The organism is Sorangium sp. So ce185 (genome assembly GCF_051526825.1).
Taxonomy (GTDB): domain Bacteria; phylum Myxococcota_A; class Polyangia; order Polyangiales; family Polyangiaceae; genus Sorangium; species Sorangium cellulosum_D.
This window is the reverse complement of record NZ_CP150316.1, coordinates 11,302,607-11,317,699: the sequence shown is the minus strand read 5'-3', so window position 1 is coordinate 11,317,699 and position 15,093 is coordinate 11,302,607. Positions and strand designations below refer to the sequence as shown.

The following is a 15,093-nucleotide window of genomic DNA, read 5'->3' as shown; positions in this document are numbered from 1 at the left end:
GCTCAGTACCGGAGGATCACCTTGGGGTGGTTCGAGATCGCCTCCTGGAAGGCCGCCGGGTCGTAGTCGTTGAAATCGAACACCGTCTCCTGACCCCGGTTCAGGATGACCTCCCAGATGAGGTCGTGGATGTTCGGATCGCGCGACTCGAGCAGGTGGCGCGTGATGTGCCACGTCTCGAACATGCGGCGGCCGATCACGCTGTGGAGGCTGATGCCGTCGACGATGAGGCGATCGAAGTTCTCGATCACCGCGTCGCCGCTCTTCAGGCCGAAGAGGATCACGTCGCCCCCGCGCCTCGCCGCGTGGATCGCGTTGTTCACGCTGCTGTTCACGCCGCTCATCTCGAGCACCACGTCGACGCCGACCCCGTCCGTCAGCTTGCGCACCCGCTCCGTCAGCTCGGGATCGCTCGCGTGGGGCCGCTCGGGGCTCGCCCGGTGCGGGCGCAGGACCACGTCGGCGCCCAGGCGGCGGGCCATCTCGGCGTTCCGCTCCAGCGGCTCGACGCCGATGATGTAGATGGCCCCCATCGCGCGCGCGATCGCGACCGCGAACAGGCCGATGGTGCCGCAGCCGAAGATGGCCACGCGCTTGCCGCGGAGGTTCACCTTGGTGCACGCGTGCACGGCGTTGCCGAACGGCTCCTGCACCGCGGCGACCTCCGGCCGGATCCTCGTGATGTCCGTGCGCCACAGGTTCTTCGCCGGCAGCTTGACGAGCTCGGCGAAGCAGCCATCCTCGCTGATCCCGATGATCTTGTCGTCGGCGCACACGTGGGTGTCGCCGACGCGGCACTGGTAGCAGGCGCCGCAGGCGATGTGGCTCTCGGTCGACACGATGTCGCCGATCTCCAGCCCGAAGGTCCGCCGCGCGTCGGTCCCGAGGTCGACGACCCGGCCGAGCAGCTCGTGGCCGATCGTGCGCGTCGCCTTCCGGTCGCGATCGAGCGACTTGAAGATCATGTCCTTGAACGCGCCGCGGAACCAGATGCCGCGATCCGAGCCGCAGAAGCCCGTCATGATCGGCTTCACGAGGACGCTCGCGCGATCGTGGTAGTCCTTCGCCTCGTTGATCGCCGGGCGCTCGACCTCGTCCTTCGACAGCCCGACGGTGGACTCCCACGGCTGCTTCTCGCGGTTGTACGTCAGCGCCCACATCGTGTCGCTCATGCACCAGGCTCCTGTCTGGAGGTTCGAGGCGCACGCAGCTGGCGCTCGGGCGCCTCAGGCCCGTGTAGCGTGGCGCGCGAACGAGCGAGCGCCCATCAGAAAATTGCGCTCGGGCTGCTCACTTCGTCGGTGCACTCTACGGCCTCTTCAGGATGATCTTGCGCCGCGCGCCGCCGTCCGCCGCGCCCGCGTCGGGGTTGGCGCCGGAGCCGGTCGCCCCCGCGTCGCCGCCGCCGGTCGTCCCCGCGTCGGGGTTGGCGCCGGAGCCGGTCGCCCCCGCGTCGCCGCCGCCGGTCGTCCCCGCGTCGGGGTTGGCGCCGGAGCCGGTCGCCCCCGCGTCGCCGCCGCCGGTCGTCCCCGCGTCGGCCGTCTTGGGCGCAGGGGTCGCCGTCGCCGCGCGCGCCTCCGCGTCGGTCACGGTCGTCGCGCGGGTGTCGTTCACCTTGAGCTCGATCCAGCCCAGCGTGGGCTGGCCCCCGCTCTGGAAGGCCACGAGCATCCAGTCCTGATAGCTCGCCTTGAGGTCGACGATCGCCCCGCTGTCGAGGCGCGCGAGCTCCTTCGATTTGGCGTCCGCCGACTGGTATACGGCGAACTGCTGCTGAAGGCGCCGGCGCCCGGGCTGGGGCTCCATGGTCGGGTACGTGGCCACGTACCCGACGAGGTCCGTCGCGGCGGGCGCCACCGGGGGCGCCGAGGCCACCGCCGAGGTCGCTGCGCTCGTCGTCGAGGCCTCCTCCCTGCTGCACCCTGCTCCAGCGAGCAAGCTGCCCGCGAGCGCCAGGCTCCACATCTCGACCGCACGTGCCATCGTCTCCTCCGTCGCCTCGGGCCGGGGGACGCGCTGCGTCGGCCCGAGGGCCGGGGCAACGTACACGAGCGCCGCAGGGAGCGCAGCTCCCCACGCTCGCCCGTTTTGGCGGCCTCAGCGCTTGGATTGCCGGCGCGCGGGCGCGGGCGGCGGGGTCGTCTCGGAGACGGGAGGCCGCTCGCGCAGGCACTTGTCGAGGCCTTCCTGCAGCGTCGCCTCGTGCGCGCCGGGGAGCTTCGGGCGGCCCATCACGTTCACGAAGAGGCGATCCTGCGCGATGCCCCCGCCCGGCCCGAAGCTCATCCACACGAACATCGCGCGCCCCTTGATGTTCTCGAAGGGCACGCCCGCGCCGAGCCCGCCGCGCCAGCTGCGCGAGTCGTGGCTGTTGTTGCGGTTGTCGCCCATCACCCACGCCTCGTCGGCGGCCACCTTGAAGGGGCCCTGGAGCATGCCGCAGATGCCGCCCCGGCACGTGGAGCCCGGCGTGCAGTCGTCGTTCGCGACGCACATCGTCTCGTCGGGGTTCGTGTCGTAGAGCGTGAAGTACGACTTCTCCCCGAGGAACTCGACGAACAGCTCCGCCTGCCGGCCCTCGTAGCGGTAGGGGCCGACGTGGCAGTGGGGGACGAGCCAGCCGTTGAGGATGGGGCGGCCGTTGATGGCCTCCAGCGTGTCGCCCGGGATGGCGATCGTCCGCTTGATGAAGTCCTGCTCCTTGTTCTCCGGGAACTTGAACACCATCACGTCGCCCCGCGACGGCGGCAGGCGAGGGAAGAGGCGCTGGTCGGTCCAGGGGATGAGCGGGCCGTAGGTGAACTTGTTGACGAAGATGTGGTCGCCGACCATGAGGGTCGGGATCATCGAGCCGCTCGGGATCTTGAACGCCTCGACGACGAAGGCGCGCAGGATGAGCGCCACGGCGACGGCGATGCCGATCGACTCGGCGTACTCGCGCATCTCGCCCTTGCGCCAGCGGCCGAGGTGCTCGCCGACCGTGCGATCGGCGCGGCCGAGGGCGGCGTCGAACTCGTCGGCGTCGAACGTCTCGGCGCTCATCGCGCGCTCGAGGGCGGCGATCGCCTGCATCACCTGCTCGCGCTCGCCGCTCGTCAGCTCGCGCTCGACCTCGCGCTTCCGGCTGCGCAGGATCCGGTGCGCCTCCTCGAGGAGCGCCGCGGCGTCCTCGAAGCGGGCGCGCACCTTCGGCGGGATGTCCCGGCGGCCGCCGACGCCGATCGCCGACGCGAACGGCAGCTCGTAGCGGAACCGCCAGAGGATCATCGCGAAGATCGTGAAGAGCACGATGCCGGCCGGGATCTGCTGCTCGGCGACGAAGACGCGGAGCGGCTGGGTGCTCCCGCTCTCGGACGACGGGGTGAGCAGCCAGACGTTCACGACCGCGAGCGCGAACGGCACGAGGCAAATCCACACGAGGTGGAACAGGAAGCGCAGCACCCGGCCGTCCCGGCCGCCCGGCGGAGGGGCGCCGCCGGTCCCGCGCGCGTCAGCCCCTCCGGTCGGCTTGGCCGCGCTGACGCGGGGCTCCGAGCTCGAGCTGCCCCTCATCGAGGTTCGGAACTCCGAGCTTGCGGGCCGATTGGCCGCGACCGACGGTACGCTCTGGGGTTGTTCATCGGGGCGCGGCGGCAAGAGAGAGCTTATGTATACGCCGACCCTCGCCGCGGCAAGTGCGCAGGCGCGGCAGGCGACGAGCGGTCCGTCGTCGCCGGCCACGTCGCCGTCCGCGCCGCCGGCGTGGGCGTCCGCGCCATCCGCGCTCCCGTCCGCGTCGCCGCCGCCGCCGTCACGGCGCGTCCCCCGTCTCGACGGCGTAGCTCACCAGGGCGGCCCGGTCGTCGCGGGCGTACGTCGTCGGCTGCGTGCGCCCAGCGGCGTTCGTGTTGTCGATGACCAGGTAGTACTGCCCCTCGGGCAGCGGCACCGTCCGCCGCCAGGGGGCGCCGGAGTACACCGGCTCGTCGAGCAGGGGCGCCGCGGAGAGGGGCGGCGGCGCGGCCTGCGTCAGGTACGCCTGGAGCCACTGCTCGCCGGCGGTCCGGGGCACGAGGATCACGTCCACGCCCGGCGCGCCCTCGACGGCGACCGTGAGCGTCATGGCCTCGCCGCTGCCCGTGATCTCCAGCGGGCCGATGTAATCGCGCTGGCCCTGGTGCACCTCGGTGCGCTCGTTCGCCAGGAGGAGCCGGCCGTTGTCGCGCCGCGCGTAAGGCGCCTGGGGCCGCTGCCCCTTCTCGATGATGCCGAGGCCGAACTGCACGGCGCCGTCGTCGTCGCGGATGACCGTGAACCCCCGGGCGATCTCGGTCTTCACGAGCTGCGCGCCGAGCGCGTTGGCGTACGCGCTGCCCTGGGCCAAGGACACGCCGCCGAGCGAGATCGCCGCGGGCTGCTCGATGAGCTTGGTCGTGAAGCTCGCCGCCGTGGTCGACCGCTGACGGAAGTACACGTACATCGTGTCGCCATCCATCAGGAAGTCGTGATCGTACTCGACGGCGGCGCTCGCATCGAAGCTCATGCGCTTCGTCAGGTTCGTCCAGACCACGCCGCTGCCGCCGAACTGGAGGAAGAGGTTGCCGTTCGCGAGCTCCTGGGCGACGCAGGTGCCCGGGTAGAACCGGCCGGTCACCGGATCCTCGTCGCGGAGGCGCAGCGGCACGCTCCGCTTCCGCATCTCGCTGCAGAGCTGGCTCGTCGCGAAGGACAGGATCGCCCTGCGGAGCGACAGGTTCCCCGGATCGTTGACGACGCCCGGCATGACGCCGAGCGCGCCCTGGCCGCACGCGCCGCCCACCGTCCCGAGCACGGAGAGGCAGAGCGCGAGGCCGAGCGCGCGCAGCGCGGCGGTGCGGAAGAGCATGGGCGCAGCATAGTCGAAACGCCGGCGGATCGAGCGGCGCGCCGCTGCGTCCGCCCAGCCGGGCGCGCGGGGCACGCCGCTTTCGGCCCGGAGCGCCGGTGGTGATAGGGTCGCTCCATGGCGAACGTCGCAGTGATCGGGGCCGGCGCCTGGGGGACGGCGCTGGCGAAGTTGCTGGCGGACAAGGGCAACCCCACCGCGCTCTGGGCGCACCAGGGGGAGCTGGCCGAGCGCATCGAGCGCGAGCGCCAGAACCACCGCTACCTGCCCGGCGTGGAGCTGCCCGGGAGCCTTCGGGCGACGGGCGATCTCGAGGGCGCGCTCCGCGGCGCGGAGCTCGTCGTCGTGGTCGTGCCGTCGCACGCGCTGCGGGAGGTGGTCCGCGAGGCCAGGCGCCACATCCCGGAGGGCGCGCTCGTCTGCAGCGCGACCAAGGGCATCGAGAACGACTCGCTGATGCTGATGAGCGAGGTGCTCGTCGACGAGCTCGGGCGCGAGGCCGAGCCGCGGCTGTCGTACCTGTCGGGCCCGAGCTTCGCGCGGGAGGTGGCGGCCGGCCAGCCGACCACCGTGGTGGTCGCGGGCAGGGGCCCGCAGGAGACCCACGCGGTGCAGCGCATGCTCGCGACGGATCGGTTCCGGGTCTACTCGTCCGATGACGTCGTGGGCGTCGAGGTGGGCGGCGCCCTCAAGAACGTCGTCGCCATCGCGGCGGGCATCTGCGACGGCCTCGGCCTCGGCCACAACGCGCGCGCCGGGCTCATCACGCGCGGCCTCGCGGAGATCGGCCGCATGGCGGCGGCGAAGGGGGCGAACCCGCTCACGCTGGCGGGGCTCTCCGGGATGGGCGACCTGGTGCTCACGTGCACGGGCGAGCTGTCGCGCAACCGTACCGTCGGGATCGAGATGGGCAGGGGACGGAAGCTCGAGGAGATCCTCGAGGGCCTCGGGCACGTCGCCGAGGGGGTGAAGACGGCGAAGAGCGCGTACGACCTCGCGGACAAGCTGGGCGTGAGCGCGCCGATCACGGTCGAGGTGTACCGCATGCTCTACGAGGGAAAGCCGCCGCCGCAGGCCGTCGTCGACCTCATGACGCGCGCCCTGACGAGAGAGTGAGAAAGAGCGAGGCGCGGGGGCGGCTCGGGGGAAGGCGCTTTCTCGCGCCGCGCGCGCGCCTCGCCGCGCGCGAGCGTGTAAAGTGGCGGCGCGATGCACACGCGACCTCTCGTGAGTCTCCTCTCCGCGATCCTCATGTCGAGCGTCAGCTGGACGGCCTCTGCCCAGTACGGCGCGCCGCCCTACGGCGGCGCGTACGGGGGCCAAAGCGGCGCGTACGGGGGCCAATACGGCGCTCCGTATGGAGGTCAGTACGGCGCGCCCTACGGCGGCTACGCCTACACGCCGCCGAAGAGCCAGCCCAAGTCGACGCCGCTCGAGGTCGGCTACCTCTACGCCACGTCCGTGGCTTACGGCGTGGGGACCGGCATCTGGTTCGACGCGCTCGTCGGCATCGACGATCCCGGCGTGCAGTTCATCGCGCCCGCGCTCCTCGGCGTCGCGGCGCCCGTCGGGGTCTACTTCCTCGACTCGCCGCCGATGCCGCGCGGCATGCCGTCCGCGATCGCCACTGGCATGGTGATCGGCGCGGGCGAGGGGCTCGGCGTCGCCTCCTACCAGTACGTCAGCGCGCGCAAGGGCGAGGAGTGGGGCTTCCTCGGGCTCGCCACCTCCGAGGTGATCGGCTCCACCGTCGGCGGCGCGCTGGGCTGGGGCTTCTACCACCTGCTCCGGCCCAAGCCGCAGACCAACATGCTCATCGCCTCGGGCGCGGTGTGGGGCTCCCTCATCGGCAGCGCGTTCGGGGCCGCCGCCAGCAACGGCGGCTGGAGCGAGGCGAACGACAGCATCTCGCTCGGGGGGCTGATCGGGTTCAACGTCGCGACCGCGGGCGCCGTCGGCGTGTCGATCGCCTGGACGCCCTCGTGGAACCAGCTCGCGTGGATGTGGGGCGGCCTCGGCATCGGCACGGTGGTGTCGCTGCCCATCTACTTCGCGTACATCGGCAGCGACCACGACCCGCGCCGCGGCCTCATCGCCCAGGGCGCGGCGGGCACCCTCGGCATCGTGGCGGGCGCCTTGTTCCTCGGGAAGCCGGACCCGCGCGGCGAGGTCGCCCTGGACGAGCCGGAGGAGCGCGGCGATCCCCCGTTCGCGCGCGTGCTCGGCGGCGGCATGGTGCCTTACCAGGGCGGCATGGGCGCCGTCGTCATCGGAGAGCTCTGGTAAGCCGCGGTGCGCACGCCAACACGGCTGCATGGGGCCGCGGCGCGCCTGCTATGCTGCTGTCGATGCCGACCCTGAAGTATTTCGCCTCGGAGGGCGCGCCACTCCTGTACAGCGTCCACAAGCCGGTCACGACGATCGGCAAGGCGCTCGGAAACGACGTCGCGGTCGCGGGGGCCGGGGTGCTGGAGCATCACGCGCAGATCGTGTTCGACGGGCGCGATTTCGTGCTCGAGGAGTGCGAGCGCGACGGCGAGATCGCGATCAACGGCAAGAAGAAGCGGCGCGCGCGGCTGGTGCACGGCGACCGGCTCCAGCTCGGCTCGGTCGAGCTCGGGTTCTCGATGTTCGCCGAGGCGCCGACGGTGAAGGAGCGGCTCCCCGCGTGCGACGGCGAGGCGGAGCGGCCCGCGCCGGCGCAGGGCTCGTCGGAGCTCGCGGGCGTCCGCAAGCTGTTCGCGTTCAGCGAGAAGCTCATCAACCGGCGCAGCGTCGACGAGCTCCTCGAGGCGATGCTCGACGACGTCATCGAGCTGACCCACGCCGACAAGGGCTTCCTGCTGCTCCTCGAGGGCGCGGAGGCGGCGGCGGACACGGCGGTCCGCGGCGGCGCCCCGTCCGCGGCGTCCGCGGCCGGCGACCGCAAGCTCGCGGTGCGCGCGTCGCGCAACATCCGCAAGGAGGCCATCACCGACGCCGCCGGGGGGATCTCGGACAGCATCGTGCGGCAGGTCATCTCCTCGGGCCGCCCCGTGATCGTCTCCGACGCGCTCGCCGACACGCAGTTCGGCCGGAGCGACAGCGTCATCGCGATGAAGCTCTCCAGCGTGATGTGCGCGCCGCTCCTGTCGCAGGGCCAGATCATCGGCGCGCTCTACGTCGGCAACGACAAGATCAAGCACCTCTTCGATCGCGCCCAGCTCGACCTGCTCAGCATCTTCGCGTCCCAGGCCTCGCTCATCCTCCAGAACGCGATGCTCCTGAACGCCCTCCGCGCCGACAAGGCCAAGCTCGTCGCCGAGCTGCACGACAAGAAGTTCGGCGAGATCATCGGCGCCTGCCCGTCGATGCTCGAGGTCTTCCGCAAGCTGCAGAAGGTCGCCGCGACCGACATCAGCGTGCTCATCACGGGCGAGACCGGGACCGGGAAGGAGCTCATCGCGAGGGAGCTGCACCGGCGCAGCCCGCGCGAGGGCGGCCCCTTCGTCACCATCAACTGCGGCGCGATCCCCGAGAACCTCATCGAGAGCGAGCTCTTCGGCCACGTGAAGGGCGCCTTCACCGGCGCCATCGCCAGCCGCCCGGGCAAGTTCCAGGTCGCCGACAAGGGCACGCTGTTCCTCGACGAGATCGGCGAGCTCCCGCTGAACCTCCAGGTGAAGCTCCTCCGCGCCCTCCAGGAGCGGGTGGTCTTCCGCGTCGGCGACTCGAAGCCCGAGAAGGTCGACATCCGCATCGTCGCCGCCACCAACCGGAACCTCGAGGACGAGATCCGCGCCGGCAACTTCCGGGAGGATCTCTACTACCGGCTCAACGTCGTGAACCTGTGGCTCCCGCCGCTGCGCGAGCGGGGCGACGACGTGCTGATCATCGCCAAGGTCCTGCTCTCGAAGTACGCGGACGAGCTCGGCAGCCCCGTGCGCGGCTTCAGCCCGGCCGCGCTCGCCGCGATCAAGAAGTACTCCTGGCCGGGCAACATCCGGCAGCTCGAGAACCGCATCAAGAAGGCGCTGGTCCTCTGCGATCAGGCGCTCCTCGCCGTGGAGGACCTCGATCTCGGCCCCGGCGCCGAGACGGCGATCATGCCGCTCGAGAAGGCCAAGGAGGAGTTCCAGCGGCGGTACGTGCTGGAGGCGCTCGAGCGCAACAACGGCAACCGCACGCAGACGGCCCGCGACCTCGGCGTCGACCCGCGCACCATCTTCCGCTACCTCGAGAAGGAGCAGAACCCGATGCCGAGCGGGGCCGGCGGCGTGGCCCGCGATCCGACCGAAGCGTGATGGAATACAACCCCGAGGGGCCCTTCGCAGACCCCTGTCCGACCAAGACCCGCGCCGATCTGGAGTGGGACCGCATCCTCGAGGCGCTCGCGGAGCGCTGCGCGTCGCGCGCCGGCAAGCGGCTCGCGCGGGCCCTGCCGTTCGCGTCGACGCGCGCCGAGGCGATGACCATGCTCGCGGAGGTGCGTGAGGCGGTCGAGCTCGCCCGGGCCGGGGCGCCGGTGCCGGCGCGCGACGTCGCGGAGCTCGAGGACGCGCTCGACCGGGCGCGCATCGGCGCGTCGCTCGCCAACGAGGAGCTCCGCGCCGTGCTCGGCCTGCTCGAGGCCGCCCGGACCGCGCGGCAGTACCTGCAGAGCCGGCGCCAGATCGCGCCCGCGCTCTACGCGGCGTGCGCGACCAACCCGGAGCTCGACGCCGTCGCGCGCGAGCTCGACGCGGCCTTCGATCCGGACGGCACGCTCTCGGATCGCGCCTCGCCCCGCCTGGAGGCGCTGCGCGCGGAGCGGCGCGCGGTGCGCGAGCGGCTCGTCCGCCGCCTCGAGGACCTCATCAACAAACACGAGGACATCCTCCAGGACCGCTACTGGACCGAGCGCGACGGGCGCTACGTGCTCCCGGTGCGGTCCGACGCGCACGAGCGCTTTCCCGGCATCGTCCACGCGACCAGCGCGAGCGGCGCCACCGTGTTCGTCGAGCCCCGGGTGCTCGTCGAGACCGGCAACCGGATGAAGATGGTCGACGCCGAGGTCGCGCGCGAGGAGCAGGCGATCTACGCGGCGCTCACCGCCCGCGTGGCCGAGGACATCGAGAGCGTCGCCGCCGCCGCCCGCGCGCTCGCCCACGCCGACGTGCGCGCCGCCGCCGCGCGGCTCGCGAAGGACCTCGACCTCACCTTCCCGGACGTCCCCGAGGGCGCGTTCGCCGTGGATCGCGGCGCCTCCGAGGCCGCGGCGCGGCCGACCTCCATCGAGCTCGTCGGCGGCCGCCATCCGCTGCTCGCGCTCGACGGCGTGAAGGTAGTGCCGAGCGATCTCTCGATGAGCGCGGGCCGCGCGATGATCGTCTCCGGGCCGAACGCCGGCGGCAAGACGGTGGCCCTGAAGACGCTCGGCCTCGCGGCGCTGATGGTCCGCGCGGGCCTGCCGGTCGCGGCGCGGGAGGGCTCGCGGGTCGCGCTCTTCGACGTCGTGCTGACCGACGTCGGCGACGACCAGAACCTCCACAAGAACCTGTCGACCTTCAGCGCCCACGTGAAGAACCTCGGGCGCATCCTCGGCGAGACGCGCCCCGGCGCGCTCGTCCTGCTCGACGAGCTCGCCGGCGGCACCGACCCGCGCGAGGGCGAGGCGCTCGCCGCGGCCGTGCTCGACTCGCTCTGCGCGCGCGGCGGCACCGTCGTCTGCACCACGCACTACGAGGGCCTCAAGGCGCTCGCGCTCGGCGATCAGCGCTTCGAGAACGCCTCGGTCGGCTTCGATCTCGCCACCATGAGCCCGACCTTCCGGCTCGTCGTCGGCGTGCCCGGCGCCTCGAGCGCGCTCGCCGTCGCGCGTCGGTTCGGCATCCCGGGCACCGTGCTCGAGCGGGCCGAGCGCTTCCTCACGACGGAGGCGGTCACCTTCGAGCAGATGGTCGAGAAGCTCTCCGCCGAGCGCCGCGCGCTCGAGCTCGCGCGCGAGGACGCCGAGCGCGAGGCGGCCGCCTCCCGGGCGAAGCGGCGCGAGCTGGAGAGCGAGATCGAGCGGCTCCGCGACAAGGAGCGCGGGGTGATCACGCGGGAGGGGGAGGCGCTGCTCGCCAGCCTGCGGCGCGCGCGCGAGGACCTCAAGGCGGCGCAGTCGCGGCTGCGCGGCAAGCCCACCGAGGAGGACCTGCGGGCGGCCGCGCGCGCCATGGATGCGGTGGGGCAGAAGACGTCGATCGGCGGCGAGCTCGAGCTCCGCCCGAAGGACGAGCCGCCGGCGCGGCCGGCGGTCGATCCGGCGGCCATCCGCGTCGGCGCGCGCGTCTACGTGCCTCGCCTGCGGGCCGAGGCCGAGGTGGTCGAGGTCCTCTCGGGCGGCCAGCTGCGGGTCGCCGCCGGCGCGCTCAAGCTCACGACCTCGATCGCCGAGCTGCGCGGCGCCGGCGCGCCGCCTGCGGCCGCGGCGCCGCCCCAGCGCCGCGTCGACCTGGACGCGGCGGCGGACCCCGACGTGCCGATCCAGACGGCGGACAACACCGTGGATCTCCGCGGCTTGCGCGCGCACGAGGCGGTCGCGATGGCCGAGCAGTTCCTCGATCGCTCGCTCGGCGCGGGCCGCCGGGTCACGTTCTTCGTCCACGGGCACGGCACGGGCGCCCTGCGCGACGCCGTCCGCGAGGCGCTGCGCGGGAGCCCCTACGTGGCGCGCATCCGCCCGGGCGGCCCCAGCGAGGGCGGCGACGGCGTGACGGTCGCGTGGCTGAAGTGGTGAGGTGAGCGGCCGTCGCCGCGGCGCTCGGCGGGCCGCGGCGCTCGGCGGGCCGCGGCGCTCGGCGGGCCGCGGCGCTCAGCGATCCCGGTCGATGCGGCCGAGGTTCTCGGCGACCCGATCGAGCACGCCGTTCACGAAGGCGCCGCTCTCCTCGCTGCCGTAGCGCTTCGCGAGCTCGACCGCCTCGTCGAGGATGACCGCGCGCGGCACCTCCGGGTGCTTCATGAGCTCCCACGCGCCGAGGCGGAGCACGTTGCGGTCGACCCGCGCCATCCGCTCGAGGCGCCAGTTCGTGCTCGCCTTGCGGATCGCCTCGTCCACGGCCGCGAGGTCCTTGGCGACGCCGTGCACCACCTCGTCCGCGTAGGCGCGCCCCTCCGGATCCCCCGGCGTCTCGCGCCAGAACGTCGCGACGACGCGGGACGCCGGGTTCCCGCCGGCCTCCAACGCGAACAGCATCTGCAAGGCCGCCTCGCGGCCGGTCGAACGCGCACCCATCGCTCAGAACCTTCGTCTACAGGCCGGCGGCGTCCAGCGACGCGCCGAGCGAGAGCATCTCGATCGCGCTGACCGCGGCCTCCCAGCCCTTATTGCCATGCTTCGTGCCGGCGCGCTCGACCGCCTGCTCGATCGAGTCGGTCGTGAGGACCCCGAACGTGACCGGCACCCCGGTCTGGAGCGACACCGTCGCGATCCCCTTCGTGACCTCGGCCGCCACGTAGTCGAAATGCGGCGTCGAGCCCCGGATCACGGCGCCCAGGGTGATGATCGCGTCGACGCCCTTCTTGTGCGCGAGCCGCCCCACGACGGTGGGCATCTCCCACGCGCCCGGGACGCGCACGATGGAGGTCCGCTCCAGCGCGCCGCCGTGCCGCGCGATGGCGTCGAGCGCGCCCTCGACCAGGCGGTCGACGATGAAGTGGTTGAAGCGGCTCGCCACGACCGCGAAGCGCGCCCCCGGCGGGACCACCAGGTTGCCTTCGATCACCCTCGCCTGTGCCTGCCCGACCGCTTGATCTGCCATCCGCCGTTCCTCTCTCTCGCCGCGCTCGGTGCGCGGCCTTCGCGCTCGCGATCCTCGTCCGAGCGCCCCTGCTCTCCGCGCGACCCGGCGCGCCAGCGCACCTCGCGCGTCAGGCCTCGCCCTTCATCGACACGAGCGGCACCCGCTCGGTCACGGTGAGCCCGAACCCGGTGATCCCGACGATCTTCGGCTGGCTGTTCGTGAGGAGCCGGATCTGGTGCACCCCGAGGTCCGCCAGGACCTGCGCGCCGAGGCCGAACTCCCGCAGCGTCGACGGCTGCTGCGCCCGCACGACGAGGGCGCTCTCGTCGGGGCCGGGGCCCCGCAGCTGCTCCAGCTCGCGGCCCAGGTCCCCTCGCGACGGGATATAGACGACCACCCCGACGCCGGCGCCCTCGATCGCGAGCAGCGCCTCGCGCAGGTTCGAGCCGCCGTCGAAGGGCGTCGAGCTGAAGAGGTCCGCGACGGTCGAGCCGGAGTGCACGCGGCAGAGGATGGGCTCCTGCGTCGCGACCACGCCCTTCGTGAGCGCGAGGAACTGCCGCTGCTCGTTGATCACCTCGTAGACGTACGCGGTCCACTCGGTGCCCGTGAGGTCGAGCCGCAGCGTCCGGTCGCTCACGCGGCGGACCAGCCGCTCCGTCTGGAGCCGGTACTGGATGAGGTCCGCGACCGTCACGATCAGGAGGCCGTGCTTCGCGGCGAACACCTCGAGGTCCGGCATGCGGGCCATGCTGCCGTCGTCGTTCATGATCTCGCAGATCACGCCCGCCGGCCGCAGCCCGGCGAGCCGCGCGAGGTCCACGGACCCCTCGGTCTGGCCCGTCCGCACGAGCACGCCCCCGCGGCGCGCCTTGAGCGGGAACACGTGCCCCGGCGTGACGAGATCCTCGGGCCTCGCGTCGCGCGCGCTCGCGACCCGGATCGTGTGCGCCCGATCGGCGGCGCTGATCCCGGTCGTCACCCCGGTGCGCGCCTCGATGCTCACGGTGAAGGCGGTGCCGAGCGGCGGCCCGTTGCGCCCGGGCGCCGACATCATCGGCAGCTCGAGGCGCGCGACCTGCTCCTCGTCGAGGGCGAGGCAGATGAGGCCGCGCCCGTGCATCGCCATGAAGTTGATCGCCTCGGGGGTCACCGCCTCCGCCGCCATGCAGAGGTCGCCCTCGTTCTCGCGGTCCTCGTCGTCGACGAGGATCACCATCTTGCCCGCGCGGATGTGGTCCAGCGCGGTGTTCACGCGGTCGAGGACCGCCTTGTCGATGGTCAGCCGGTGAGGCATCGGACCCCCGGAGGTCATGTCGTGGTCGAGCTTGCCGCTCGAGGCTGACAGGGCCTCACCAGAATCCCCCCGCGCGCAGCTTTGCGAGGAGTCGTTCGTCGTGATCCGCATTCTCTCCCGTATTTCCACGCTCTTCGCCACGCTCGGCAGAGGCATCGCCCTCGCGCGCGTCCCTGCTCGAGAGGCTCTGCAGGCCGGCGATCGACACGACCTGGAGCGTCCGCGCCACGTAGCGCGCGAGCACGTCAACTTCAAGGTTGACGGCCGCGCCGGGGCGGAGCTCGCCGAGGAGAGTCCGGCCGATGGTGTGCGGCACCAGCATCACGTCGAACCACGTCTCCGCGGAGCCCGGCGTGGACACGGCGTTGAGCGTGAGGCTCGCGCCGTCGACGGCGATCGAGCCCTTGGGAGCGAGGAACGGCGCGAGATCGGTCGGCGCGCTCACCCGCATGCGGAGCGCGTCGCCGGCGCGCGATTGCTCGACGACGCGGCCGAGCCCGTCGACGTGGCCCAGCACCACGTGCCCGCCCATGCGGGCGCCGAGCGGCGTCGCCCGCTCGAGGTGGACGCGCGCGCCGACCGAGAGCGCGCCGAGCGTGGTGCGGCCGAGGGTCTCGGAGGACATGTCGCACTCGAACCCGCCGGGCGCGATGCGATCGACGGTGAGGCAGGCGCCGTTCACGCTCACCGACTCGCCGAGCGTCAGCGGCCCGAGGCTCGCCTCGATCAGCGCGCGGGCCACGGCGCCGCCGCTCCGGCGGCGGAGGACCCCGATCGTCTCGACAAGCCCGGTGAACATCGCCGAAGCCCCTCTGCCTATTCCTTCGAGGCGCGGTGCCCCTGGCTCGTCAGGAGCTTGTCGATGAGCCCCTGCGAGTAGCTCGACAGCTCGGTGAAGACGACCCCCATCCCCTGCGGATCGTCGTGCACGCGCACGACCTCGCCGACGCCCTCGATCGTCTCGATGTCGTCCATGATCACGGTGAACCGGAGGTTCACCTTGGTGCCGACGGCGAGCGGCGTCTTCGACCGCACGAACACGCCGGTGCGCGAGATGTTCGTCACGTACTCGTTGATGAACGCGTCATAGGACTCGAACTCCTTGTTGATGGTGACGCGCTCTTCCCTGCGTCCCGTCTTCGCGTCGATGCTCTCCGGAGAACCCTGATCGTCCGCCATGGCGC

The 15,093-nt window shown here is 72.4% G+C and carries 13 protein-coding genes; 4 read left to right on the top strand and 9 right to left on the bottom strand.

Features of this window, described 5'->3' with window-relative positions; translation table 11 throughout:
• Positions 1-2: 2 nt before the first annotated feature.
• The 4 genes from WMF26_RS41665 to WMF26_RS41650 form a co-directional block, all read right to left on the bottom strand.
• The gene (locus WMF26_RS41665; RefSeq protein ID WP_437997262.1) at positions 3-1,172 is read right to left on the bottom strand and encodes a zinc-binding dehydrogenase; all 1,170 of its coding nucleotides are present in this window, start codon (positions 1,170-1,172) and stop codon (positions 3-5) included.
• A gap of 136 nt (positions 1,173-1,308) precedes the next feature.
• Positions 1,309-1,983, bottom strand: a complete 675-nt coding sequence (locus tag WMF26_RS41660) for a hypothetical protein (RefSeq protein WP_437997261.1) — start codon at positions 1,981-1,983, stop codon at positions 1,309-1,311.
• A gap of 114 nt (positions 1,984-2,097) precedes the next feature.
• Positions 2,098-3,552, bottom strand: coding sequence for a signal peptidase I (lepB, locus tag WMF26_RS41655; RefSeq protein WP_437997260.1), 1,455 nt, complete (start codon positions 3,550-3,552; stop codon positions 2,098-2,100).
• 238 nt (positions 3,553-3,790) lie between these two features.
• Complete coding sequence (locus WMF26_RS41650) at positions 3,791-4,864, bottom strand: hypothetical protein (RefSeq protein WP_437997259.1); 1,074 nt, start codon at positions 4,862-4,864, stop codon at positions 3,791-3,793.
• A 117-nt stretch (positions 4,865-4,981) separates the two neighbouring features.
• On the opposite strand from WMF26_RS41650, the gene WMF26_RS41645 reads away from it, so the two are divergent.
• The 4 genes from WMF26_RS41645 to WMF26_RS41630 all read left to right on the top strand — a co-directional run bounded on the left by WMF26_RS41645 (position 4,982) and on the right by WMF26_RS41630 (position 11,606).
• Positions 4,982-5,980: an NAD(P)H-dependent glycerol-3-phosphate dehydrogenase gene (locus tag WMF26_RS41645; protein WP_437997258.1), complete on the top strand. Its 999-nt coding sequence runs from the start codon at positions 4,982-4,984 to the stop codon at positions 5,978-5,980.
• A 93-nt stretch (positions 5,981-6,073) separates the two neighbouring features.
• A complete protein-coding gene (locus tag WMF26_RS41640; protein ID WP_437997257.1) occupies positions 6,074-7,150 on the top strand; it encodes a hypothetical protein in 1,077 nt (358 codons plus the stop codon).
• Positions 7,151-7,200: 50 nt separating this feature from the next.
• The gene (locus tag WMF26_RS41635) at positions 7,201-9,147 is read left to right on the top strand and encodes a sigma 54-interacting transcriptional regulator (RefSeq protein WP_437951646.1); all 1,947 of its coding nucleotides are present in this window, start codon (positions 7,201-7,203) and stop codon (positions 9,145-9,147) included.
• Complete coding sequence (locus WMF26_RS41630; RefSeq protein ID WP_437997256.1) at positions 9,147-11,606, top strand: endonuclease MutS2; 2,460 nt, start codon at positions 9,147-9,149, stop codon at positions 11,604-11,606. The genes WMF26_RS41635 and WMF26_RS41630 overlap by 1 nt, the downstream gene beginning before the upstream one ends.
• Positions 11,607-11,681: 75 nt before the next feature.
• Here the strand turns inward: WMF26_RS41630 and nusB are convergent, their stop codons facing one another.
• The 5 genes from nusB to WMF26_RS41605 form a co-directional block, all read right to left on the bottom strand.
• The gene (gene nusB, locus WMF26_RS41625) at positions 11,682-12,104 is read right to left on the bottom strand and encodes a transcription antitermination factor NusB (protein WP_020740334.1); all 423 of its coding nucleotides are present in this window, start codon (positions 12,102-12,104) and stop codon (positions 11,682-11,684) included.
• A gap of 16 nt (positions 12,105-12,120) precedes the next feature.
• A complete protein-coding gene (gene ribH / locus WMF26_RS41620) occupies positions 12,121-12,630 on the bottom strand; it encodes a 6,7-dimethyl-8-ribityllumazine synthase (protein WP_437997255.1) in 510 nt (169 codons plus the stop codon).
• 109 nt (positions 12,631-12,739) lie between these two features.
• Positions 12,740-13,927, bottom strand: coding sequence for a 3,4-dihydroxy-2-butanone-4-phosphate synthase (gene ribB / locus WMF26_RS41615; RefSeq protein ID WP_437997254.1), 1,188 nt, complete (start codon positions 13,925-13,927; stop codon positions 12,740-12,742).
• A 37-nt stretch (positions 13,928-13,964) separates the two neighbouring features.
• Positions 13,965-14,708 (bottom strand): riboflavin synthase, encoded by a 744-nt coding sequence (locus WMF26_RS41610; protein ID WP_437997253.1) that lies wholly within the window; start codon positions 14,706-14,708, stop codon positions 13,965-13,967.
• Between the two features lie 17 nt (positions 14,709-14,725).
• Positions 14,726-15,088: a PilZ domain-containing protein gene (locus tag WMF26_RS41605; protein WP_020740330.1), complete on the bottom strand. Its 363-nt coding sequence runs from the start codon at positions 15,086-15,088 to the stop codon at positions 14,726-14,728.
• Positions 15,089-15,093: the final 5 nt, after the last annotated feature.

What these genes read in the sequence shown, in the direction of transcription:
- WMF26_RS41645 (WP_437997258.1), top strand. Translation starts at nt 4,982, where the DNA reads ATGGCGAACGTCGCAGTGATCGGGGCCGGCGCCTGGGGGACGGCGCTG.
- WMF26_RS41640 (WP_437997257.1), top strand. Translation starts at nt 6,074, where the DNA reads ATGCACACGCGACCTCTCGTGAGTCTCCTCTCCGCGATCCTCATGTCG.
- WMF26_RS41605 (WP_020740330.1), bottom strand. Translation starts at nt 15,088, where the DNA reads ATGGCGGACGATCAGGGTTCTCCGGAGAGCATCGACGCGAAGACGGGA.
- WMF26_RS41660 (WP_437997261.1), bottom strand. Translation starts at nt 1,983, where the DNA reads ATGGCACGTGCGGTCGAGATGTGGAGCCTGGCGCTCGCGGGCAGCTTG.
- WMF26_RS41635 (WP_437951646.1), top strand. Translation starts at nt 7,201, where the DNA reads ATGCTGCTGTCGATGCCGACCCTGAAGTATTTCGCCTCGGAGGGCGCG.
- WMF26_RS41650 (WP_437997259.1), bottom strand. Translation starts at nt 4,864, where the DNA reads ATGCTCTTCCGCACCGCCGCGCTGCGCGCGCTCGGCCTCGCGCTCTGC.
- ribB (WP_437997254.1), bottom strand. Translation starts at nt 13,927, where the DNA reads ATGACCTCCGGGGGTCCGATGCCTCACCGGCTGACCATCGACAAGGCG.
- ribH (WP_437997255.1), bottom strand. Translation starts at nt 12,630, where the DNA reads ATGGCAGATCAAGCGGTCGGGCAGGCACAGGCGAGGGTGATCGAAGGC.
- nusB (WP_020740334.1), bottom strand. Translation starts at nt 12,104, where the DNA reads ATGGGTGCGCGTTCGACCGGCCGCGAGGCGGCCTTGCAGATGCTGTTC.
- WMF26_RS41610 (WP_437997253.1), bottom strand. Translation starts at nt 14,708, where the DNA reads ATGTTCACCGGGCTTGTCGAGACGATCGGGGTCCTCCGCCGCCGGAGC.
- lepB (WP_437997260.1), bottom strand. Translation starts at nt 3,552, where the DNA reads ATGAGGGGCAGCTCGAGCTCGGAGCCCCGCGTCAGCGCGGCCAAGCCG.
- WMF26_RS41665 (WP_437997262.1), bottom strand. Translation starts at nt 1,172, where the DNA reads ATGAGCGACACGATGTGGGCGCTGACGTACAACCGCGAGAAGCAGCCG.
- WMF26_RS41630 (WP_437997256.1), top strand. Translation starts at nt 9,147, where the DNA reads ATGGAATACAACCCCGAGGGGCCCTTCGCAGACCCCTGTCCGACCAAG.